Origin of the sequence: Paenibacillus sp. V4I7 (assembly GCF_030817275.1) — a bacterium.
Lineage (GTDB): Bacteria > Bacillota > Bacilli > Paenibacillales > NBRC-103111 > Paenibacillus_E.
This window is the reverse complement of record NZ_JAUSZD010000002.1, coordinates 229,108-250,777: the sequence shown is the minus strand read 5'-3', so window position 1 is coordinate 250,777 and position 21,670 is coordinate 229,108. Positions and strand designations below refer to the sequence as shown.

General features: G+C 46.2%; 24 protein-coding genes and 1 riboswitch. All 24 genes read right to left on the bottom strand.

What is annotated here, in order from left to right; all coding sequences use genetic code 11:
* Positions 1-28: 28 nt before the first annotated feature.
* The gene (locus QFZ80_RS02410) at positions 29-1,204 is read right to left on the bottom strand and encodes an aminotransferase class I/II-fold pyridoxal phosphate-dependent enzyme (protein ID WP_307557063.1); all 1,176 of its coding nucleotides are present in this window, start codon (positions 1,202-1,204) and stop codon (positions 29-31) included.
* Positions 1,205-1,270: 66 nt separating this feature from the next.
* Positions 1,271-2,401, bottom strand: a complete 1,131-nt coding sequence (locus QFZ80_RS02405) for a site-2 protease family protein (RefSeq protein WP_307549224.1) — start codon at positions 2,399-2,401, stop codon at positions 1,271-1,273.
* Positions 2,376-2,741, bottom strand: coding sequence for an arsenate reductase family protein (locus QFZ80_RS02400; protein WP_373459994.1), 366 nt, complete (start codon positions 2,739-2,741; stop codon positions 2,376-2,378). Before QFZ80_RS02400 ends, QFZ80_RS02405 begins: the two co-directional genes overlap by 26 nt.
* A 128-nt stretch (positions 2,742-2,869) precedes the next feature.
* Positions 2,870-3,811: an RluA family pseudouridine synthase gene (locus QFZ80_RS02395; RefSeq protein WP_307549225.1), complete on the bottom strand. Its 942-nt coding sequence runs from the start codon at positions 3,809-3,811 to the stop codon at positions 2,870-2,872.
* Complete coding sequence (locus QFZ80_RS02390; RefSeq protein WP_057304810.1) at positions 3,808-4,377, bottom strand: cob(I)yrinic acid a,c-diamide adenosyltransferase; 570 nt, start codon at positions 4,375-4,377, stop codon at positions 3,808-3,810. Before QFZ80_RS02390 ends, QFZ80_RS02395 begins: the two co-directional genes overlap by 4 nt.
* A gap of 1 nt (position 4,378) precedes the next feature.
* Positions 4,379-5,983, bottom strand: a complete 1,605-nt coding sequence (locus QFZ80_RS02385; protein WP_307557060.1) for a cobyric acid synthase — start codon at positions 5,981-5,983, stop codon at positions 4,379-4,381.
* On the bottom strand, positions 5,973-7,082 hold the full coding sequence (gene cobD, locus QFZ80_RS02380) for a threonine-phosphate decarboxylase CobD (protein WP_307557058.1): 1,110 nt from the start codon (positions 7,080-7,082) through the stop codon (positions 5,973-5,975). Before cobD ends, QFZ80_RS02385 begins: the two co-directional genes overlap by 11 nt.
* A gap of 289 nt (positions 7,083-7,371) precedes the next feature.
* Positions 7,372-8,220 carry an adenosylcobinamide-GDP ribazoletransferase gene (cobS, locus tag QFZ80_RS02375; protein ID WP_307557056.1) on the bottom strand — a complete coding sequence of 283 codons (849 nt, stop codon included), beginning with the start codon at positions 8,218-8,220 and terminating at the stop codon, positions 7,372-7,374.
* Positions 8,193-9,185, bottom strand: a complete 993-nt coding sequence (gene cbiB, locus QFZ80_RS02370) for an adenosylcobinamide-phosphate synthase CbiB (protein ID WP_307563991.1) — start codon at positions 9,183-9,185, stop codon at positions 8,193-8,195. The genes cobS and cbiB overlap by 28 nt, the downstream gene beginning before the upstream one ends.
* Positions 9,186-9,217: 32 nt before the next feature.
* Positions 9,218-9,778, bottom strand: a complete 561-nt coding sequence (gene cobU, locus QFZ80_RS02365) for a bifunctional adenosylcobinamide kinase/adenosylcobinamide-phosphate guanylyltransferase (protein ID WP_307557054.1) — start codon at positions 9,776-9,778, stop codon at positions 9,218-9,220.
* A 67-nt stretch (positions 9,779-9,845) separates the two neighbouring features.
* Entirely contained in the window at positions 9,846-10,919 is a 1,074-nt protein-coding gene (cobT, locus tag QFZ80_RS02360; protein WP_307557052.1) for a nicotinate-nucleotide--dimethylbenzimidazole phosphoribosyltransferase, read from the bottom strand.
* 24 nt (positions 10,920-10,943) lie between these two features.
* Positions 10,944-11,720, bottom strand: a complete 777-nt coding sequence (locus QFZ80_RS02355) for an ABC transporter ATP-binding protein (RefSeq protein WP_307557050.1) — start codon at positions 11,718-11,720, stop codon at positions 10,944-10,946.
* A 5-nt stretch (positions 11,721-11,725) separates the two neighbouring features.
* On the bottom strand, positions 11,726-12,763 hold the full coding sequence (locus QFZ80_RS02350; RefSeq protein ID WP_307549237.1) for a FecCD family ABC transporter permease: 1,038 nt from the start codon (positions 12,761-12,763) through the stop codon (positions 11,726-11,728).
* Between the two features lies 1 nt (position 12,764).
* Complete coding sequence (locus QFZ80_RS02345; RefSeq protein ID WP_307549239.1) at positions 12,765-13,775, bottom strand: ABC transporter substrate-binding protein; 1,011 nt, start codon at positions 13,773-13,775, stop codon at positions 12,765-12,767.
* A gap of 152 nt (positions 13,776-13,927) precedes the next feature.
* A riboswitch (cobalamin riboswitch) is annotated at positions 13,928-14,081 on the bottom strand.
* A 32-nt stretch (positions 14,082-14,113) separates the two neighbouring features.
* Complete coding sequence (locus tag QFZ80_RS02340) at positions 14,114-14,641, bottom strand: hypothetical protein (protein WP_307557048.1); 528 nt, start codon at positions 14,639-14,641, stop codon at positions 14,114-14,116.
* Positions 14,642-14,702: 61 nt separating this feature from the next.
* Entirely contained in the window at positions 14,703-14,969 is a 267-nt protein-coding gene (locus QFZ80_RS02335; protein ID WP_307549242.1) for an aspartyl-phosphate phosphatase Spo0E family protein, read from the bottom strand.
* A 68-nt stretch (positions 14,970-15,037) separates the two neighbouring features.
* A complete protein-coding gene (locus QFZ80_RS02330) occupies positions 15,038-16,243 on the bottom strand; it encodes an aminotransferase class I/II-fold pyridoxal phosphate-dependent enzyme (RefSeq protein WP_307549243.1) in 1,206 nt (401 codons plus the stop codon).
* A 15-nt stretch (positions 16,244-16,258) separates the two neighbouring features.
* Positions 16,259-16,750 carry an Lrp/AsnC family transcriptional regulator gene (locus QFZ80_RS02325; RefSeq protein ID WP_171690787.1) on the bottom strand — a complete coding sequence of 164 codons (492 nt, stop codon included), beginning with the start codon at positions 16,748-16,750 and terminating at the stop codon, positions 16,259-16,261.
* A 184-nt stretch (positions 16,751-16,934) separates the two neighbouring features.
* The gene (locus tag QFZ80_RS02320) at positions 16,935-17,231 is read right to left on the bottom strand and encodes a hypothetical protein (protein WP_307549246.1); all 297 of its coding nucleotides are present in this window, start codon (positions 17,229-17,231) and stop codon (positions 16,935-16,937) included.
* Between the two features lie 167 nt (positions 17,232-17,398).
* Positions 17,399-18,310 carry a cysteine synthase A gene (gene cysK, locus QFZ80_RS02315; protein WP_307563989.1) on the bottom strand — a complete coding sequence of 304 codons (912 nt, stop codon included), beginning with the start codon at positions 18,308-18,310 and terminating at the stop codon, positions 17,399-17,401.
* A gap of 83 nt (positions 18,311-18,393) precedes the next feature.
* A complete protein-coding gene (locus QFZ80_RS02310; RefSeq protein ID WP_307549247.1) occupies positions 18,394-19,707 on the bottom strand; it encodes an MFS transporter in 1,314 nt (437 codons plus the stop codon).
* A 118-nt stretch (positions 19,708-19,825) separates the two neighbouring features.
* Complete coding sequence (locus QFZ80_RS02305; protein WP_307557045.1) at positions 19,826-20,125, bottom strand: hypothetical protein; 300 nt, start codon at positions 20,123-20,125, stop codon at positions 19,826-19,828.
* 340 nt (positions 20,126-20,465) lie between these two features.
* On the bottom strand, positions 20,466-20,885 hold the full coding sequence (locus tag QFZ80_RS02300) for a DUF350 domain-containing protein (protein WP_307549251.1): 420 nt from the start codon (positions 20,883-20,885) through the stop codon (positions 20,466-20,468).
* 79 nt (positions 20,886-20,964) lie between these two features.
* Positions 20,965-21,645 carry a PspA/IM30 family protein gene (locus QFZ80_RS02295; RefSeq protein WP_057304793.1) on the bottom strand — a complete coding sequence of 227 codons (681 nt, stop codon included), beginning with the start codon at positions 21,643-21,645 and terminating at the stop codon, positions 20,965-20,967.
* Between the last annotated feature and the right edge of the window lie 25 nt (positions 21,646-21,670).

Genomic DNA, 21,670 nt, shown 5'->3' with positions numbered 1-21,670 from the left:
CTCCTATTTTTACCAAAATCTCTAATTTTCATTCTAATGTACGAAGCCAATCTCTTATTCGCTTTGCCGCCTCAAGTAATCGACCCTCTTCTTGTACCAATGCGATTCGTACAAAGCCTTCTCCCTCAGCCCCGAAAGCGTCTCCAGGAATAACGACAACACCAGCATGATATAACATTTCCCGGGAAATTTGTCGAGATGTCCATCCTTTTGGAATCGGAGCCCAGATGAACATGGTTGCCTTGGGTGGTGGTATGATCCAACCCGCTTCCGCTAGTGCCGAGATCAACACATTTCGTCTTCTTTCATACACATGGGCAACGGAGTGATTATGCTCCATGTCTTCCTCTAATGCTGCAATTCCAGCCGCTTGAATGGCACTGAATACACCGTAATCGATGTTTGATTTTAGTGTTTTAAGAGCATTCACTGCGCCTGCATTTCCGGTTAGGAAAGCGATTCGACAACCTGCCATATTAAAACTTTTTGACAGTGAATGAAACTCGACAGCAACCTCCTTAGCGCCTTCAATCTCCAAAATGCTGATAGGCCGGTAGCCGTCAAAAGCCATTTCGGAGTAGGCAAGATCGTGTACGACAAGCAAGTCATGCTTCTTGGCATAGGTAATCAAATGCTCAAAGAAAGCGCGATCTGCAACAGCAGACAATGGGTTGCTTGGATAGTTAAGCAGGATGAATTTAGCCTTAGCAGCCACGTCTACTGGAATGTCCTCTAATTGGGGTAAAAAGTTATGTTCTGCGCGCAGCGGCAACAAGTAAGGTTCGACTCCCGCCAGCACGAGACTTGCCGAATATATGGGGTAACCTGGATCAGGGACAATAGCAATGTCCCCAGGATCACAGAGTGAAAGCGCTAAGTGAGCAAGACCATCTTGTGAGCCCATCAGAGTTAATATTTCACTTTCCGGACTCAGCTCCACACCGAATCTATAGCGGTACCATCTGGCAACCGTTTCTCGAAACGCTAAACTCCCTTCCGATGTTGGATAACCGTAATGCGCGGGGTTACGAACGGCTTCAGTAATCGCTTCAATAATTCGATCAGAAGGAGGTAGATCAGGGCTTCCTATACCTAAATCTATGACGTCTACCCCTTGGTTCATAACCTCTCTCTTCCAATCTGCTACTTCTGAAAAAATAGCCGATCCTAGTTGACCAAGTCTCTTTGATCCTGTAATTTTCATGGTTTATATCCTCTTTATGATGAATTCACTTCATATCAGTAATTAATAGGAGTAGAACTTGAAACTTTAGTCGATAATTCCCACTTGATGAACAAGTCTTATCATATAAAGCAAAAACAAAACGAGCGCAAGATAAGCGATTCCGAATTTCCAGCGTGTTTTCGCAGGAACATCATAGTAACGCTCCTGTATCCCTAGAGGTGAATAATCCACTTTTATTTGTAACCCTAAATTAAACCCATTTTCTTTCTGCATACGTTCCACTTTGATTAACTGCACTCTTTTAATGATGGATTGCTGAGGCAATAAAGCATGACCCTCGAATCCGATCCCCTGCCAGTACATCACTATGGTTTGTCTACTTTCCCCCGGGCCCTGCAAATCCGAGTAAGTCGTATATTCTAAATCTCGTGTGTGATTTTCACCTGGAATGATATATCCCTGCTGGAGCAGATGATCAGCCGCAAAATCAAACCGAGTCGAAACCGAAAGAAGCTCTTCTCGATTTCTGAATTTCACGTATTTTTTATACAAATCCCAAGCAAACATGGCCCATATGGCAAAGAAAATAAGTTGACTTACACGGCTATTTATATAGAAAATAAATACCAAACCGCCGATTAAACCTAGAATCCATAACCAACGAGTTACTGCTGTAGAAATTCGCCCACCATCTAAAGGATGAATAGGGAGTAAATTAATTAAGTTTAAATAGAATGCGGCATAGGCAACCGAAACAATGACAGGAGAATCGGTATATACACCCAAACCAAAAGCGGCCACGCCACCAACGGTCCCAAGAATAGGGCCTCCTATGCCAATAAACGCTTCTGTTGCTGCATCGGTAGGATTCTTTTTCATTGTAATCAGTGCTCCAAGAAAAGGAATAAATACTGGCGCTGACACTGGAAGCCCCTTCATCTTGGCAGCGAAAACATGACCGAGCTCATGAATCAGAATCATCAGAACAATACCAATCGCAAAGGGCAATGGGGCGAGATAGGCATAGGCCCAAATTGTAATGAACATCGAGATGATGGCTCCGCCAGCTTTACCAAGCTTTAGTAAGCCTAAGAGCAGCTTCCCTTGGGATAATAGAACAGCTATGAAACCACCAATGGCTAGTGGTGACTTTTTACCTGACCGTTTCTTCTTCTCTTCCAACCTAAGATCACCCCTTCGCCCATACTTCGTCATACACTGCTTCCTTGAAGCCTACTGTTACTTTATGGCCATCGGTTACGATTGGACGCTTAATCAACCTGCCGTTCGAGGCAAGCAATGCGAGCATTTGCTCTTGCGACATGTTTGGAAGTTTGTCTTTCAGACTCATCTCTTTATATACTTCTCCGGACGTATTAAAAAACTTTTTGATTTCCAGACCGCTATCACTAAGCAGCTTAGCCAATTCCTTGGCAGAGGGCGGCGTATCGAATAAAGCGACATTTTCTGTAATATCTACATGATGATCTTTCAACCACTTTACGGCACTACGGCATGTCCCGCATTTATCGTAACAAAATACTTTTACTCCCATGATGTTTAAAGCTCCTTTAAGTCTAAGTTGATATGAAACGAACTACTTAAAATTCTGATCGAATTGATAAGGAAAGTCAAGTTATAACAAAGAAAAACCATCCTACACAAGGGATGGTTTCTGTTTATCTAGTTGCTTTCTTTCAGCCATGCCTGTAAAACAGATAAATCTGCAGGCAGTGGAGCATTAAACTCCGTCCACTCCCTTGTTCCTGGATGCACAAAGCCCAGTTTATAAGCGTGCAAAGCCTGACGACCCAGTCGTTCATTGACTTCTACTGCTGATAAACTCTGCTCAAACTCTGGAAGTGTGTACATTTTATCTCCGAGCAGCGGATGTCCCAAATGGCGCATATGCACACGAATTTGATGTGTCCGACCGGTTTCAAGCCATATTCGAACTAAAGCGGCATGCGCGAATTGTTCCACGACCTCATAATGAGTTACTGCCGAATAACCGCCCGGGGTAACGATACGAACATGCGGCAGTTCAGGATCGCGATCAATGGGTTCATTGATTGTTCCGCTTTTCGCTGTGACGAAGCCCCACACAAAGGCCAGGTATTCTTTTTTTACCTGATGCTGAATCATCTGCTCTGATATTTGCTGGTGCACATAGGGTGTCTTTGCGATTGCCAAAACACCTGAGGTTTCTTGGTCAAGCCTATGCACGGGACGGAAACGGCACGTAATACCCGCTTGCTGCCAGTGATACACGACGCCATTGGCGATCGTGTTCAAATAATGCCCATGCGTCGGATGTACGATGATACCGGCATCTTTAGCTAGTATCAATAGATGCTCATCCTCATGCAGAATGTGCAGAGGGATATCCTGCGGCAAGATATCCTCAGACTGCTCTTCTTCCATACGAATCTCTACACGATCGCCAGCCTTCACCTTAATATTGATATATTGTCTAACCCCATTCACCGTTATGCCCTTCTCGGTTAATTTAATGCGGGATAGCAATTTGCGAGAGACCATCAACCTTTTTTGCAGCACCGTTTTGAGAATGAAGCCCTCTTCCTCCGGCGGTACGATGTATACTAACGGTTCATAATAACTCATGATTTGCGTCTAAACACCTCAGCGCTGCGCACATACTCCACATCTGTAATACCTTCACGGTGATTCGCAGTGCGGGCAATGGTGAAGAACAAATCGGACAGTCGGTTCAAGTATCTGCGCACTTCTGGATTAATTGCTTGTGTTCGCGCAAGCGTTACCACCCTGCGTTCTGCTCTACGGCATACGGTACGGCAAACATGAAGTGTGGATGATACAGTACCTCCGCCCGGCAAAATGAATCGTGTAATATCCGGTGTTTCGGCATCGTATTTATCAATCCAAGTCTCCAGCATATCGACCATTTCTGCGGTTACTTTATAAGGGCGCAGCTCTTGCTTCAAGAGAGCGAGGTCTGAACCGCAATCAAACAACTCATGCTGCACCTGCAGCAAATCCGGGAGTAAATCGGGGTACTTCTCAGGATCCATAAAGCTCATCGCCTGACCCACATAACAATTCAGTTCATCCGTTGTGCCATAAGCCTCAACACGATCATCATCTTTATCCACACGGCCACCGATTACGCCTGTTTGCCCCGCATCGCCAGTTCGAGTATAAATTTTCATTTTAAACATCCTCCCTTTTCCAAGGCTTTGATATATCCATCATCTCATAAACACGATTCATATCCAAGTGACATCTAACGTGGTCAGCCAATCTATCGAAAGCAGCTTCTCGACGTTCTTTAAAACGAAGGCCACCCTCGATTAGGGATAATCCTTTATGCTTGCGAATACGATTTAACCAGGCTCTGCGGAAGTCATCATTATGTAAAATCCCGTGTAAATACGTCCCCCAAACACGCCCATGATCCGCAGCTGCCCCGTCTCCGTGCAGCACATTATCAGAGCTTTCATCATCGAAGCTGGTAAGAGCCTTAATCTGGAAAGGCGTTACCATTTCTTGCAAATAACGCGTCCGCCCCATGTGGATTTCATAGCCATCAATGGCAATTCCAGAGCTATTTTCAGTAAAAAGTGTGCTGCTTCCCTGAACTTGAACGGTCCGTTTATCGGAAGTAAAGACAGTCTCCGTTGGTAAAAGCCCTAGTCCCTCTAGCTCAGGATGATCTGATTCGTAGCCATTTGGATCAAGCAGCTTGGCGCCTAGCATCTGATAGCCTGCACAAATACCAGCGACCCAACCATTCTCTGATTGCGCGAAAACCTTCACTCGCTCTGCCAGACCAGATTCGTTCAAATACCGTAAATCGTCCATGGTATTCTTGCTGCCTGGGAGCAAAACGACATCCGGTTCACCCCATTCGGATAGGTGGGTAATATAGCGGAAATGGACATCTTTCTCCTCTTGCAGGGGATCGAAATCCGTAAAATTTGAGAGACGAGGCAAGCGAATAACCGCGATATCCAGCTGATCTGCCTGTTTCCCTTGAGAGCTCTCATTCCGTTTACTCTGCATGCGCTTAGAATCTAGTGACGCTGAGTCCTCATCCTCAATGCCTAACTGCGGCAGATAAGGAATAACCCCAAGAACCGGTTTCCCCGTCCTCTCCTCTAGCCAATCCAAGCCCGGTTTCAGCAGACTAACATCTCCACGAAACTTATTAATAATAAAGCCCTTAACACGGTCTCTTTCCTCCGGTGTCAAGATCTCCAAAGTGCCTACGATGGATGCAAATACGCCTCCACGATCAATATCAGCAACAAGAAGCACAGGAGCGTCCGCCCAACCCGCCAGCCGCATATTTACAATATCGCGGTCCTTCAGATTAACCTCAGCTGGACTTCCCGCCCCCTCTAGCACCACTACATCATATTGACTGCGCAGCCGGATTAAAGCTTCCTTCACGATCACTTCAGCCTGCGGCAAATAGGACTCTCTATACGTCCTTGCATCTAAATCAGAGTACGGTTTACCGTGAACAACAACCTGAGCAACCATGTCTTGCTTCGGCTTAAGCAGGATCGGATTCATATCCGTTGTGGCTAAAATACGACAGGCATCCGCCTGAACTCCTTGTGCTCGGCCAATCTCTTTGCCATCAAAGGTAACATAAGAATTAAGAGACATATTTTGCGACTTAAATGGTGCCGTTTGCCAGCCGTCTTGAACTAGAATGCGGCACAGTGCTGCTGTTAAAATGCTTTTCCCCACGTCGGAAGCTGTGCCCTGGACCATCAATGTTGCAGCTTGCATAGTCTTATTCGTCATCAGCTTGCCCCCGGTTCTGCATGAATTCTGCCAACATGTGACGTAACCCAGATATTAACCGTTCGTTGTCTTCGCGAAGACGTACCGCAACCCGGCAATAGCGTTTATTGAGACCTTCAAATAAAGACGCATCTCGGATTAATATCCCTTGGTGCCCCAAATGCTTCTGCGCCATCTTCACATCGATACCCATCCGCTCAGGAAACGAAAAAAGCAAAAAATTCACATCACTAGCCACGACCTCAAGACCCAATTGCTCGAGCTGCTGAGTGAGCCATGGCTTCTCTTCTTGCAGCCACTGCCAGCTGGACTGCTCAAAATCCAAATCATCAAGCACAGCAGTTCCGATGCGCTGCGCTAAATAGTTTACGCTCCACTGCACCTGAAGATGTTGAATTTGCCGAATCAGATCAGGGTGAGCCACCATAAAGCCTAAGCGTATACCCGGGATGGAATAAAATTTCGTCATCGAGCGGATGACGACAAGCTGCTGACTCGTGGAAGCAAGCTTGAGTAAAGTGTGTTCCTGTTCATTCGGTACAAAATCCATGAAGGCTTCATCAAGCACCAATCTACGGTTACTCTGCATAAGCATGTCCAACACTTGACGAGGGACCAGCTTTCCTGTTGGATTATTCGGATGCCCTAGAAAGAACAAATCCACAGCCGAATAAGAGGCTTCGATATCTTGCTGCTGCAATTCAAAATTGTGCATGTGCGACAGAGAGATGTTGTAAATACCGCCACCTGATTTATGGATCGCTTCTTCATACTCGCTAAAAGAGGGCCTCGCTAATCCTGTTACAGAGGGCTTTAACACTCGCGCGATCAGGTCAATCAGCTCCGCTGCTCCGTTGCCAACCAGTATGCATTCCACTCCGATATCATATTTCAACGATAGCTTGTTTCTAAGTTCACGCACGGCGGGGTCGGGATATTTGACCATATCACGCCACTCGTCTCTGAGAATATGCTTAACAACCGAAGGAGGACCTAACGGATTCATATTCGAGCTGAAATCCAAGAATTGCTCCTTTGGACGGCCAAAGGCTTCTTCTGCCGTCCAAAGGTCGCCTCCATGTCCATAGCGTTCTAGCATGATATTCACTCCTTTCTCTGAGTTGGAAACATTGGACAAACACTGAATAAATGAATCCTATTCTTGGTTGAATATGTTGTAGAAAGTGCAACAATTGCGGTCTAGATCGCACCTTTCTCCCTTCGTTGTTGCATAGTGTACAACAATCTGGCCCTATACAGGCCATTTCGCGACAAATGGGTTCGAATTGTTGTACAAACTGCAACTTCACCTTGGAAAATAGCCTTTAGGCGTGTGAATTGTTGTAGAAAGTACAACATTGGTAACCACCACTTTAGACTATTTACACTCACAAATCTGTTACGAAAATGGTTATGCCCAACAAAAGTAGCGTTTCGAGGAGTTCATTCAAAGCACCATATGTATCTCCGGTTAAACCGCCTAATTTACGGCTTATATACGTGGCCAAAATCCAACCTGTTAAAATCGTGCCTATAGCAAAGCTAAAAATGATAGTTATACCATAGGTTAAAGAGAAAGTTATCACATGAGAATCAGCTAGCCATGTTGAAAACAAAGCGACTATAAGCGTAGTAGTAAAGAGGGCTACTAATGCAGACATAATCACATGCCATTTGGTAACTCCGCGAAAAAAACTCCCTAATCCTGAGTCTCGCCGTGCATAGGGCCACCCTTGAATTGCTGCAACCATAAACCAACGACTCCAGATGGGAACGATGGCAAGTAAGAAGCATACACGACCCATTCCACCAGTACCTAGTAAGGTGTAAAGAAGCGAAAATTTGAGGAGCAGGTGGAGAACACAAACGATGACACCCATGGCGCCTACGCGGCTGTCTTTCATGATTTCTAGCATTTGCTCACGGGGTCTGTGACTAAGAATACCATCCGCGGTATCCATTAGTCCGTCTAAGTGCAGGCCGCCTGTTAAGACAACCCAGAACCCAAGCAGCAGTACGCCTGCGGGCATCGCAGGAAGGACGAGGCTTAACCCTTCGCCTGCTAGGAGTAAAAGAAGACCGATGACGAATCCCGCTAGCGGATAAAATATCACGCTTCTTTGGAATACTCGGTCTGTATAGTCAATTTGCACAGGAATCGGCAAACGGGTTAGAAACTGAAAGGCTGCTATGCAAGCACGCAGCCAGTCTAGTAAAACAGTACGAGTAGTATGCACAGCAATCCTCCCATCACTACAAAGCTGACGCCGTAGAGCATTCTCACGGCGTAGACAATATCCTGCTGCGCTAGCTCCCGCAGCGGCCAGCCCAGGCGAGCGCGCTCACTCGCAGCGCCGCCATAGACGTTCAGCCCGCCCAGCTCAATTCCGAGTGCCCCGGCTACCGCCGACTCCGGAATTCCGCTATTCGGGCTGGGGTGCAGGTGCGCGAAGCGGCGAATCGCTGCCGCTGCGCGCTTCGCCGAGAGGCCCGGCTGCAGCAGGGCGACGAGGATTAACAGGAGGCCGGTCAGCCGAGCCGGGATCCAGTTCATCACGTCGTCCCAGCGGGCCGACGCCCAGCCGAAATGACGGTATCTGTCATTTCGGTAACCGACCATCGAATCCAGCGTATTCGATGCCCGGTACAGCATCGCGAGCGGTGCACCGCCGATCAGCGCATAGAACAAGGGCGCGATGACCGCGTCGACGATGTTCTCCGCCACGGTCTCCACGACCGCGCGCGTCAGTTCTTCCTCGCCGAGCTCATCCGTATCGCGACCTACGATGTAGCCCGTGTACTTGCGAGCATCTGCGAGATTCCCTGAACGCAGCGGATTGTAAACTAGATAAGCGGCATCCTTTAATCCTTTAATAGCTATCGTTGTGGAAATGAACCACGTAGAGAACAAGTATCCGAGCCACTCATGTATCGAGTGAGCAGCAAGAGTAAGCAGCAGCATCACGTTAAAGCTAAGCACTACAGTAGAAACAGTAAGCATGACACCCTTAGTTCGCAGCCATCCAGACGATGATATAACCGACGTCTCTTTTCCTTTATGTAACATGCCTTCTACCCAGCGAATGAAGCGTCCGATGAGAATAACCGGATGTATCGGCCACTTCGGATCACCAATCAGCCAGTCCAGCGCAATGGCAGCAGCCGTCATACTAACGATTTCCTGCCAAGAATATATCCACATATTGATCACCGTTCCATGCCTAAAGACTTATTCTATTCCAGTCGATAAGCTCTGCTTTTTAGCTCCATGGGTATGCCCACCGTGACAAGGAATACCTGCTCACACACCTCAGCTAGTCGTTGATTCATTCGTCCTGCCAGATCACGAAAACTACGGCCAAGCGGGTATTCCGGCACAATGCCGTCACCTACTTCATTCGTAACCAAGATGAGGTGTCCACGGTAGGAGGACACTGCTTCTACGAGCTCGTCTATGCGTTTCATTACCCGAGCAGAAGCATCTATTTCTCCCTCATGATGGAGCAACCAGTTGGACAGCCAAAGTGTCAAACAGTCGACCAAGACCACGGCATCCTCCCCGCTCTCCTGCAAGCGGAGCAGTAACTCCCGCAGTTGGAAAGGCTCCTCCCGGGTATCCCATGGATACCCGGAGGCAAGCCTCATCTGCTGATGCAGCTCAACCCGCTCCTTCATTTCCTCATCGTAGATGTGGGAAGTCGCGATATAAATCCCTCGCTCACTGCCATGCATGGCGAGCTTCTCCGCGAAGGAACTCTTGCCGCTGCGCGCGCCGCCCGTAACCAAAACTGCCATGGCGCCTTCGCCTCCTTATCGATGCTTACTGTATAAGCTTACCTTTTAACGGCATGCCCCTACACGGCTAACCCCGCGACACGCCTGCGCTTTCGAATGTCGCCATTTCCTTCATGATCTTGCCTGCGGCATCGATCAAGTTAAAGACAAGCACCGCGCCTGTTCCTTCGCCCAGCCGCATATCCATCTGCAGCATCGCTGCGAGGCCAACCGCTTCGAGCAGCTTCGCATGCCCCTGCTCCTGCGATAAGTGCGAGGCGAGCATGTAGGACGCGGTTAGCGGTGCTAATCGGCTCGCCACAAGCGCAGCTGCCGACGAGATGAATCCGTCGACGACGACCGGACAGCGATTCTTCGCTGCGCCGAGAATCACACCAACAAGTCCGGCGATCTCCAATCCGCCGACCTTCATTAACACATCGAGCGCATACTCAGCGCTTGATCTGTTCACCTCATCCACACGAAGTCCATTCACATCCAGCGCCTTATTCACAACGGACACTTTATGCAACCATTTGCTATCGTCAATGCCTGTTCCGCGCCCAACAGCTATACTCGCATCCAAGCCCGTCAAAGCACACAGAATCGCGGCGCTGGCCGTTGTATTGCCAATCCCCATCTCTCCCATAGCAAAGAGCCGGTAGCCCTTTTCCACCAACTCGTCCACAACTTCTATACCAGCTTGTATGGCTTGGACAGTCTCATCCAGCGTTAATGCCGCTTCACGCGCCATATTACGCGTCCCTTTTCTTACTTTGCGAGAGACGAGATTAGGATGCTCCAGATCAGCATTTACCCCCATATCGACACAGACAACTTCAGCGCCGGCATGTCTGGCAAGTACATTGACAGCAGCCCCGCCATAAAGGAAATTAAGCACCATTTGAGGCGTTACTTCCGCCGGATATGCACTAATCCCTTCTTCACATACGCCGTGATCCCCGGCCATTACGATGACCGCTTTTTTATCGAAAATCGGCATCACATCGCCCGTAATTCCGGCAACCTGACGTGCAATATCTTCCAGTTTCCCGAGGCTTCCCTGTGGTTTCGTCAACTGATTTAAATGATCATTCGCTTGGTTCACTACATCTTGATAAACAGGCTTAATGCTATCTATAATCTCTTGCATCTTATTCATGATTGTGACCCTCCGATAGCTCATCTATTTTCCTGGCTGTAATAAAATTTGCGGCGCATCGTTAACGGGGTGCTGCAGGACAATCGGTTCAGTTCCATACACTTCGCTGATTAATCCGCTGGTAATGATTTCATCAGGTGTTCCTATCGCTGCAAGTTCGCCATTATGTATAACCATTAATCGCGTGCAGTACTGCGCAGCCAAATTCAAGTCATGTAGGACAGCTACAACCGTCAACTCGGATTCTCGCTGCCATTCCTTGATGTAGTCCATCATCTGTACTTGATATCCGATATCCAAGAACGTTGTTGGTTCATCCAGCATAAGCAGCTGCGGCTGCTGCGCCATCACTTTAGCAAGAGCGACACGCTGACGTTCACCGCCACTGAGGCGCTCGATTGTTCGATCAATCAGCGGTTCCAAGTGCAGCTTCCGGACAATCCTATCAATTAAACCTTCTGCATCAGCAGACTCCTCACCAAGCCAATTCTGAAAAGGATATCGGCCCATTTCCACCACTTCACGGACCGTGAAGCCTACTGGAGGCAGTGCATCCTGCTGGAGGACAGCAAGCCATCTAGCCAGCTCTTTTCGTGAATAGGAGGATACTAACCGGCCACCCAGGTCAACACTTCCGTTTTTAACAGGATCAATCCCTGATATTAGACGAAGTAACGTTGACTTACCGCTGCCGTTTGGCCCAATAATACCAAAAAATTCACCCTGCTTGATCTCAAAGCTGATGTTCTCAAGCACTTGCTGTTCCTTAAAGCTTTGGGAAAGGTGCTCCACTTTAATCATCTTGATCAACCTCTTAACGTTTTCTTATCCTTGTGGAGCAAATAAGCAAAAAATGGTGCGCCCAGAAATGCCGTGATGACCCCAAGTGGAATTTCAGTTGGACTCAGCAGGGTACGGGCAAGTGTATCTGCCCAGAGGACATAAATCCCCCCGCCAATGGCGGATAAAGGAATAATCAACCGATAATCCGGACCTACCAATAGTCGCACCAAATGCGGTACGATGAGTCCTACAAAGCCGATAACACCAGCAACAGATACCGCTGCAGCCGTTATGAAAGTTGCTACTATAAGCACAATCAGCTTCGTCCGCTCCACATTCACACCAAGATGTGACGCCTGCCGCTCACCAAGAGCCAGTAAATTTAACGACCTTGCATAGCTAAGCAGCACGACAAAACCGATAATTAAATAGGGTGAGATGATATAGGTATACGACCAACCTCGCATGGCCAAGCTGCCCATTAACCAGAAAATAATTTCATTAATGACTTGATTGGAAATAGACACCATGAATGATACGATTGCCCCTAGAAATGCCTGCATGACCACGCCTGATAAAATAAGCGTCTCCATCTTCAGCTTCCCTTCGATCTGGGCAAGCTTAAGAACCAGAAATAAAGAAATAAGTCCTGTCACAAAGGCAACAATAGGAATCGACCACTGCCCAAACCACGCTACTTGCAGTCCAAAATAGATTAAAAATGCGGCTCCAACAGAAGCACCCGAGGATACACCGAGTGCATAAGGATCAGCAAGTGGATTGCGCAGCACACCTTGAAAAGCTGCCCCTGCAATGGAAAGTGAGGCCCCTACAAGAATCCCCAGTAATACACGGGGAAATCGCACTTTATTAATGATTTGTTCCGACGACTGCGGCCAGGTTGCATCGATGTGATCTCCCAGCCAAGGAATGTGCTTGGCGAGAATACTGGCAATTTGCAAAACCGGGAGATTAGCGGTTCCCAGCGACAAGCTCGCCATAATAGAAAGAAGAAGGAGTATAACCCCTACTCCTCCCCATAGCATTAATTTTCTTTTCATTTTATTTCACCAGTTCGGGATAAATGCCTTTCGCCATTTCAAGCAATCCATCGGTCAGCCTTGGACCAGGACGGCTCAACATGTTCTGGTCGAGGCCAATCACCTGCTTGTTCTTCACGGCATCAATGGCATCCCAACCGCTTCGCGTACGGATAATTTCATCAAGTGGTTTCTTACTCTTACTATCGACGACCCCATTGGCGAATAAAATTACACCTGGGTTTTGTTGAATGATTTTCTCTTCGCTGATTTGATACCAGCCTTTTCCGTCTCCTGCGACGTTAATCCCGCCAGAAAGCTTGATCAATTCATCCATGTATTCGCCACTGCCCACTGTCCATCCCGGGGCAAATTCAATGTATACCTTTTTCTTGTTCTCTTGCTTGACGTCTTTCACTGCATTAACAACCTTTTGACGATCCGATTTCATCTTAGCAACCACTTTTTCCGCTTGCTCCTGATGATCTGTAATCAATCCGTAGGTTTGAATGTTCGCAATGGCATCATCCAAGGTTTTCGGCTCCACTTTAAACACGTTAATATTTAAAGCGCGCAACTTTTCTACCGTATCGGGTTTCATTGAAACTCCTGTGAACAAGACATTCGCATTGGCTGCAATAACTGCTTCTTGGTTAGGCTTCGTTATACTGCCAAGCTTCGGTTTCGTTTTGGCCGCTTCTGGATAATCATCGAAATCAGATACACCAACAATATTAGCCTCAAGCCCAATTGCAAAAAGGGCTTCAGTCTCTGCCGGAGACACGGATGCAATACGTTCAGGCGCCTTATCAAAAGTAAACTCCTTACCCGTAGCATCCTTTATCTTCAATGGATAGACCGTCTTTTTGGCTGCTGCTGGTGCCGAAGTTGCAGCAGGAGCTTTTGTTCCCTCCCCGCCAAGCTTAGATGGATCAGACATTTCCGTTTCCTTTTTGCCGCAAGCTGCGAGACTGATTGCTGTTACTAGAGCTAGCGTAAGAATAAGTGCTTTTTTTACTGAATTCCTTTTCATCTGACAAAACCTCTTTCTGAACTATTTATTTCGATTGACCCTAACAAAAAAGCCCCTTTGTTCTCGAAGGAACAAAGGGGACGATAAATCGCGGTGCTCAGCAACCCTAAGGTTGCTTCCTGATTTAACGCGATCCTTTTCCTCGAAGGATGTCGTAAACGGCACCATGGGCAGGTATCCTGACTCTCCCGGCAACTCATGCCTGGATTACAGTGGCGGGACCGTGCCGGACTTTAACCGGCTTCCCTTTTAAGTGGCAATCTCTTCTTAATGAGCTTAACCAACACCTATGGCTGCATATTTTACTATCAATCTATTTGTCGATTATAGACTTCTTGTTACTTTTGTGCAATTACTTTGAGCACTTGTTTCGACTCGTTCAACTTTGGAGCATTTTGGGGAATAAAAGCCACCAAGCCTTTTCCTTCAAAACCTTGTTCTTTCATCCATTTGTTTCCTGCAAGAGGAATACCATAAAGATGCTTTTCTGCAGGCTTGCCTTCTTCAGCTATTTGAATAACACCATCCGGATAATCTACCGGATTGATCGTATCATCCAAAGAAACGAAACCCGCTTGATTACTAAGTGATTTGAATTGATCTTCCGCAAGAATGAAGATGCCATTGCCTCCTGCAGCCAGCTCTACAATCATTTTTTCCATCGAGAATATAGGCGACGTATTAATTTTGACTGTAGGAACTTCGCCCACCTTGGACTTCAAGGAACTCTCCAGCTTGTCCCCCGCTTCACTTGGAAAACCATTAGTGCCCATTATAAATATAGATACATCCGGCTTCGGCCCGCCGCAACCCGTTAGAATCACCATAAGCCCCATCATCATAACTAACAGCCATTTCACTTTCATGTTGTAAGCGTACCTCCGTTTGTTATCTGAATCCATCGATAATCGCGAGAAAAGTCGGTTTTCACCGACTTTTTTTCCCATTATGCATATATTCATTTATTTTTTGGTCTAGGATTGTGCTCAATTCAACGACGGAATCCGATGTCATTTCTTCGCCATCAAAAACCATCTTTTCTAACCTGCGTCGTAGAGAATGAATCTCTTCTTCTAATAAGGTAAGGGAGTTTTGCTTCTTTGCACGCTTGGTCAACCAACTTTGTCCGAAATCCTGTTCACGAATTTGAAAATGTTTTTGATAGGTTGATAGTTGATATTCCATAAAAGCCATGCTCATCCCTCCTTACTATAAGAATACCAGTTTTCATCAATAATGAACATATTTATTTACGTTATTCATTACAGTTTTCTCATAAAATTCCCAATTCTCTCTAATGCTTCATTTAGTTGAGAAACACTATAGGCGTATGAACAACGTAAGAAGCCTTCTCCACCTAAACCAAACACATCTCCAGGCACGGCAGCAACCTTTGACTCAAATAAAAGCCGCTGTGCAAACTCTTCTGATGTTAATCCTGTAGCAACAATACTTGGAAATGCATAGAAAGCGCCTTGCGGCTCATGGCATTCGAGACCAATATCTCGGAACCCTTTTACGATCAGACGTCTGCGCTGGTTATAGGACTCGATCATCCGATCCTTCTCTTCCAAGCCATTCGTCAACGCCTCGTGAGCGGCTACCTGCCCCATGACGGGTGCGCACATCACAGTATATTGATGAATTTTGGTCATCGCGGAAATCAGCTCCTGGTGACCGCAGGCATATCCCATCCGCCAGCCTGTCATGGCAAAAGCTTTGGAGAAACCGCTAACCAAGATTGTCCGGTCTTTCATGCCAGGAATTGCTGCGAAGCTCACGTGCTTCTGACCATAAGTCAGCTCTGCATATATTTCATCGGAAATGACAATAAGATCGTTCTCTTCAATGACTTTGGCTATCGGAAGCCAATCCTCATAGGTCATAATACCGCCTGTTGGATTGCTAGGATAGCAGAGAATTAATATTTTGGAGCGTGGCGTAATCGCATCGCGAAGCGCTTTCTCAGTCAGCTTGAACTGGTCCTTCGCGAAGGTCTCGATCCCAACAGCTACGCCGCCGCTTATGCTCGTGATTGGGGAATACGAAATATAACAAGGTTCCGGTATAAGAATCTCGTCGCCCGGCGTTATCAAAGCTCGGAGAGCTAAGTCAATCGCTTCACTGCCGCCAACCGTAACAAGGACTTCATTCGATGGCTCATATTTCACTTTAAAGGACGTATGAAGGTAATCGGCAATCGCTTCACGAAGCTCAGGAATACCTGAGTTTGGCGTGTATTTCGTTCTACCGCGTTCCAAGGAATGAACAGCTGCTTCACGAACATGCCAAGGTGTTGAGAAATCCGGTTCCCCTACACCAAGAGAAATAATATCTTCCTTGCTGTTACTAACCAAATCAAAAAACTTCCGAATACCTGAAGGCTTCATTTCACGTACGGCAGGAGCGAGGTAGTCCTGCATCGATTTTACTTTGTTCTGCTGGATCGTTATCTCATCTTTGATCATGGCGTTCCCTCTTCTTTACGGCGAAACGAGCATCCGGTGATCGTCTTCCTGATCCTCGAATATAATGCCGTCTTGTTTGTATTTTTTTAATATAAAATTCGTCTTTGTTGAAAGCACGCGGTCAATCGGTGAAAGCTTATTGGACACGAAAGAAGCGACTTGTTTGAGGGAACTGCCCTCAATTTCGACAAGCAAATCATAGGCGCCAGACATGAGATAAACCGATTTGACTTCTGGATATAAATAGATCCGTTCCGCGATGGCATCGAACCCGTGTCCGCGTTCCGGCGTAATTTGCACTTCAATCAGGGCGGTAACCTTTTCGTCATCCACTTTGCTCCAGTTGACTACTGTTGCGTATTTGACGATGACCTTATCCGCTTCCATCTCGCTTATCGCTCGTGCAACCTCGGCCTCCGCCGTACCAAGCATTGTGGCGATCAGGTCCGCACTCCTGCGGGCATCTTCTTTCAGTAGTTCGAGAATATTAAGCTTCAAAGCATCCATGGTTAAACCTACCTTTCTGAAATCTGATTCGTTCATCCTTTAATCTTACAATGAATTGCTGTCCTAATTCAATTACTGAGCTTGTTTTAGTGCGGAATATTTTTGTATAATCGAAATTTCCGCCCCACAAATAAGAAAAAGGCCACCGGGATCTCCCGAGTAGCCCTCTGCCTACCAGTCATCATCAGGATTGCCCGTGAACCAAACTAACCTTCGATTCGGATTGCAGCAATTTGTTCATCATGCTTTCAATTTCACGATGCTCATACGTTGGACGCACATGGACATGACATTCTCCCGCCATACAACCGATTCCGACAAGCTTATTCTCATCATAAACTGAGATAACGTGCTCCGATTGGAAATCGTTCCAATTCACAATCGCTTGAGTTCCAAATGTTATGCATTCTTCTGTATATGTCTGTATAAATTCCTGGAATTGACCTTCTTCAGGAAGCGCATTAATATAGGCTAGTTTCACAGTATTTCCACCCTTCATTTCAAACCTTATCACACTTATAATTATACTCAATTTTGCATTTTTATTCAACATACTTTCATTATTTTTTAATAAAACAATGAAGAATGGCCCACCCGAATCATTTGGATCCGGTGGGCCGATTTTATATGTGCTAACTTATTCATGAATCAATCAAAAATGTCCATACTCAAATATCTTTCGCCTGTATCCGGTGCAATACAGAGCACTCTCTTGCCCGCTCCTAGCTTACTAGCTACCTGTATACCTGTCCACACCGAGGCTCCGGCCGAAGGTCCTACAAGTATGCCTTCCTTGCTGGCCAGATCTTTCATGGTTCGAATCGCATCTTCGTCAGTTACCTGCACGATCTCATCGTACACGTTTGTGTTCAGAATAGCCGGTACGAAGCCTGGACTCGTACCAACGAGTTTATGCGGACCTGGACTTCCTCCCGACAGAACCGGTGAACCCTTCGGCTCCACCACATAGATCTGGATATCCGGCAGCTTCTCCCGAAGCACCTCGCCCGTTCCAGTGATCGTTCCTCCCGTGCCTGAAGTTGCTACGAAAGCATCCAGACGCCCATCCATTTGCTCCAGAATTTCCGGAGCTGTTGTCGTCCGATGAATACTTGGATTCGCCGGATTCTCGAACTGCTGCGGGATATAACTGCCAGGTATCTGATCCCGCAGTTCCTTGGCTTTCTCAATCGCACCCGGCATCCGCAGCGCGGCGGGAGTGAGTACGACCTCTGCGCCATAGGCCTTGAGCAGTGTAATCCGTTCTTTGGTCATGTTGTCCGGCATGATTAGAATGGCCTTGTAGCCTCTGGCAGCCGCATTCATGGCAAGTCCAATGCCAGTATTACCGCTAGTCGGCTCGATAATCGTAGCGCCAGGACGAAGCAGTCCATCTTTCTCCGCCTGTTCGATTAAATTAAACGCAGCGCGGTCTTTTACACTGCCGCTTGGATTAAAGTATTCAAGCTTCACGTAGAGCTCCGCATCATTCGGACCTACCAATCGGTTAATCCGCACGGCCGGTGTATCACCAATCAGCTCTGTGATGCTATTCACCATTTTTTTATGTGTCAAGGGTTACCCCCTCCTCTTCCCAATAAAACAATCTATACCCACATTTTTATCGGGAAGCGCGAAAGATGTCAAGTTCTTATTACCGTTAACTGCTTCCTCATAAAGTACCAACTGACCAACGATGAGCTGCCAATGAGCAATAGCAGTACATTTATCACAAGCGGCGCCTTACTCCACGAAATGACACAAATGAATAAGAGCACACCGCACACACGCCCCATATTGAGGGAAAGCTCACGAAGTACAATGTACTCCTCCCGCTGCTTAGCACTGGCTTCATTTGAACCAATAAGATCGAATACTGCCGACACCATAGGTACCGAATACATCGGAAAGAAGAGCGAAGCTCCTATGCCGAAAATAAGTAAAGTGCTATACCCCATTTTCCAGAAAAAAGGAATAATAACGGCTACGATCATAGTTGCACCAATCAGCATACTGATTTTACGAAAACGTGGCTTTATAAATCGTCCCACCGCCCAGAAACTCACTAAGGATACCGCAGAAGTAATCAATACGAAACTCCCTAAGCTCGCTTCACTTGATGTGGATATATAGACGAGAAGTCCAATCATGAAACCAAAGACACCTTCTCGAACTCCTTGAAATACCAAGGCTAAGCATACGCGCTTCCAAGGTGTTTCAGCTTGCCTTAAACAACGAAAGGGAAACAACCATTCGTAAGTACCTTGTACTTTTCTTTTTTTCAAAAAGAAACTGATAACCACGCCTAGCAAAAAGATACCTAACGAGATGGAAAAGATTAATCGATACCCAGCACCATCTCCCAAACTCACGATGAGTAAACCGGATATCCATGGTGCGACTATGCCTGCGCCTGAACCCAATAGCCCAACCCAGCCATTGAACCTATCTCGATTATCGGGGTCCGTCACTTCAAAATAAACAACATTAAAAGCAACCCAGAATAACCCAGCTGAAATTCCCTGAACCATTCCTAACCAAACAAAATAGTGAATGCTGCTTGCTCCAAGCCATAATACCAGCATATAAAAGCCCGCGGAAAATGCTACACCGAGCCGTAAGCAGTTCATTTTATTGTGTTCCTTTACCCATTTCCCTGCTAACCAGAAGGTAACCGCCATTGTCAAATGCGTGGTTAACGTAAACCAACCGATTAAAGCGTAGTCATTTTTGGCCTTCCACAAATACACACCAACGAAAGTTCCCGACAAGGCATTTGCACTGCCAAATAACGAATGAACGATCAGTAAAAGAATCGCCTGAGCATCAAGCCTGCCTTTTTTCTGTGAACTCTTGACTTCGACGGCTCCACTTCCACGGTCTTCAAAATAATTGGTTTTAGTGCCTTCCTTTGCACTACCTTGTTTAACAAACGACTTACTCTGATCCTTTTGCATACTCCTCCTCACCTTTCCCCACAGATCGAAATAGCTCTTGTTAAGCTTCCCCAATCGAGTAAAAATATGAGGCAGGACATATAAAAAAACCGAATCCATAAAGGACTCGGTTTCACCGCTACTCCGATTTAATACGTTCCACCATGAGCAGTCGATCTGTATCAGATAAGATTTTCTCCACCTTAAAGCAAGATGGGCACACAAAGACATTCGAAGTAAAGGGACCTGTTAGGAAAGCACTTCCTAACGTTTTGGGAATAACTGGCGTGAAAGAAGTGCCACTCGTGACCTCGGTACCTGCAAACAACATCAGCTCATGACAGCTAGAGCATTCGGGTGCCTCTTCTTGTTCGTCCGTAATATGCTGAACTTTTTCTCCGTATTTATCAAGAGGTTCATCCGAATCATCCCAAGCCAATGATAAATCTTCATCCGAATCGGCATATTCTTGTTCATCAAAGCGGAGCGGTTGACCTGTTTGTTTTACCTTTAAATCAATGCTCCTATAATCGTTCAGTTCATTAAAACAGTGTGGACATTCGTCCTCTGGTCCAATCTCCGGATCCCAAAACGATTTCTGTTTGGCACCATGGACAAACTATTTCTTCATTGGTACTCATTACGTAATCCTCCAACCTAATGCATTCATGCATATTTCAATAAATAATAAACCCCTGCCGCCATAAATACAAACGCGATGGCAAACAAAGTGCCCCACAGGTATTTCATTGTTCAAGCCTCCAAGATTATGTATGATTCTAAGTTACACAAGCTCCGACCACGTAGGAAAGAGAGACAGACAGCGTCAAGGACAAGAAACCTACAGCGCGATTATCTTTTTTGATTTCTTCATCGATTTTGAAATAAGGTGTCAAGAATTCAAAAATGAAATAGGCAACCAGCAATAGTAAGAATCCGTACCCTGCCCAGATGAGGGAATTAATCATCGTGTCATTGTTGAGGATAGCGAATCGGAACAGATTACAAATCCCAAAAATCTTCCCGCCTGTTGCCATCGCTACAGATAAGTTGCCTTTTTTGATCTCAGCCCAGTCATCATATTTGGTGACCATTTCAAAAATCGTTAGAAATACAACAAGCGCGATCACAGCAACTGCAAAAAAGGCAAGCGTCGATAAATACGGGTTACTTAGCAATACATCCACCTCTTCATTCATATCGTCTCCTGCCTTCCTTCACGAAAGATAGAAGAGACTGAGTTTGACTCAGTCTCTAGCAGGTACTATTAGTATAACATTAGGATTGTTTTTTTTCAGCAAGCTTTGCTCTCATAGCCGCTAATTCGTCATCAATTCCGCTGCTGCTTCCACCAAGTTTGTCAAGCTCATCATCTAAGCTGCGGTTTTTAGCACGGATTTCACCGCTTGCTTGCGCTTCAGCTTCCATTTGAAGCACTTTCTCGCTCATACGGTCAAAACCTTTAGCTGCATTGTCTGTACCAAAACCAGACATCGCTTGGTTGATTTGTTTTTGAGCTTTTGCTGTTTCAGCACGAGCAATCAACAAATCCTTCTTGTTCTTCATTTTGTTGAACTCGTCTTTCATTTCGGTCAATTGACTGCGAAGTTGGTCAGCATTCGTTTTCGCAAGATCATATTGGCGTTTCAATTCATCGTAACGTCCTTGGTGCTCTTTCTTGTCTTCCAACGCGCGGCGAGCCAGGTCTTCATTGCCTGATTCAAGAGCTTTCATAGCTTGCTCAGTACGTTTAGTAACCATCTCTTCGGATTCTTCAAACTGAAGCTTGAATTTCTTCTCAATTGCGATCTGCTTAGCTACTGCAGCCTCAGCTTCCATGATATCTTCTTCCATATCACGAAGAAACTGATTTAACATCTTAATAGGATCTTCTGCTTTGTCCAGCAAGTCATTTACCGAAGCCATTGTCATATCGCGAAGTCTTTTAAAAATTCCCATCTTTGAATTCCTCCTAAGGTTTATA

Coding starts and splice junctions, on each gene's coding strand:
- QFZ80_RS02410 (WP_307557063.1), bottom strand. CDS start 1,204: ATGAAAATTACAGGATCAAAGAGACTTGGTCAACTAGGATCGGCTATT.
- QFZ80_RS02405 (WP_307549224.1), bottom strand. CDS start 2,401: ATGACGAAGTATGGGCGAAGGGGTGATCTTAGGTTGGAAGAGAAGAAG.
- QFZ80_RS02400 (WP_373459994.1), bottom strand. CDS start 2,741: ATGGGAGTAAAAGTATTTTGTTACGATAAATGCGGGACATGCCGTAGT.
- QFZ80_RS02395 (WP_307549225.1), bottom strand. CDS start 3,811: ATGAGTTATTATGAACCGTTAGTATACATCGTACCGCCGGAGGAAGAG.
- QFZ80_RS02390 (WP_057304810.1), bottom strand. CDS start 4,377: ATGAAAATTTATACTCGAACTGGCGATGCGGGGCAAACAGGCGTAATC.
- QFZ80_RS02385 (WP_307557060.1), bottom strand. CDS start 5,983: ATGACGAATAAGACTATGCAAGCTGCAACATTGATGGTCCAGGGCACA.
- cobD (WP_307557058.1), bottom strand. CDS start 7,082: ATGCTAGAACGCTATGGACATGGAGGCGACCTTTGGACGGCAGAAGAA.
- cbiB (WP_307563991.1), bottom strand. CDS start 9,185: ATGTGGATATATTCTTGGCAGGAAATCGTTAGTATGACGGCTGCTGCC.
- cobU (WP_307557054.1), bottom strand. CDS start 9,778: ATGGCAGTTTTGGTTACGGGCGGCGCGCGCAGCGGCAAGAGTTCCTTC.
- cobT (WP_307557052.1), bottom strand. CDS start 10,919: ATGAATAAGATGCAAGAGATTATAGATAGCATTAAGCCTGTTTATCAA.
- QFZ80_RS02355 (WP_307557050.1), bottom strand. CDS start 11,720: ATGATTAAAGTGGAGCACCTTTCCCAAAGCTTTAAGGAACAGCAAGTG.
- QFZ80_RS02350 (WP_307549237.1), bottom strand. CDS start 12,763: ATGAAAAGAAAATTAATGCTATGGGGAGGAGTAGGGGTTATACTCCTT.
- QFZ80_RS02345 (WP_307549239.1), bottom strand. CDS start 13,775: ATGAAAAGGAATTCAGTAAAAAAAGCACTTATTCTTACGCTAGCTCTA.
- QFZ80_RS02340 (WP_307557048.1), bottom strand. CDS start 14,641: ATGAAAGTGAAATGGCTGTTAGTTATGATGATGGGGCTTATGGTGATT.
- QFZ80_RS02335 (WP_307549242.1), bottom strand. CDS start 14,969: ATGGCTTTTATGGAATATCAACTATCAACCTATCAAAAACATTTTCAA.
- QFZ80_RS02330 (WP_307549243.1), bottom strand. CDS start 16,243: ATGATCAAAGATGAGATAACGATCCAGCAGAACAAAGTAAAATCGATG.
- QFZ80_RS02325 (WP_171690787.1), bottom strand. CDS start 16,750: ATGGATGCTTTGAAGCTTAATATTCTCGAACTACTGAAAGAAGATGCC.
- cysK (WP_307563989.1), bottom strand. CDS start 18,310: ATGGTGAATAGCATCACAGAGCTGATTGGTGATACACCGGCCGTGCGG.
- QFZ80_RS02310 (WP_307549247.1), bottom strand. CDS start 19,707: ATGCAAAAGGATCAGAGTAAGTCGTTTGTTAAACAAGGTAGTGCAAAG.
- QFZ80_RS02300 (WP_307549251.1), bottom strand. CDS start 20,885: ATGAATGAAGAGGTGGATGTATTGCTAAGTAACCCGTATTTATCGACG.
- QFZ80_RS02295 (WP_057304793.1), bottom strand. CDS start 21,645: ATGGGAATTTTTAAAAGACTTCGCGATATGACAATGGCTTCGGTAAAT.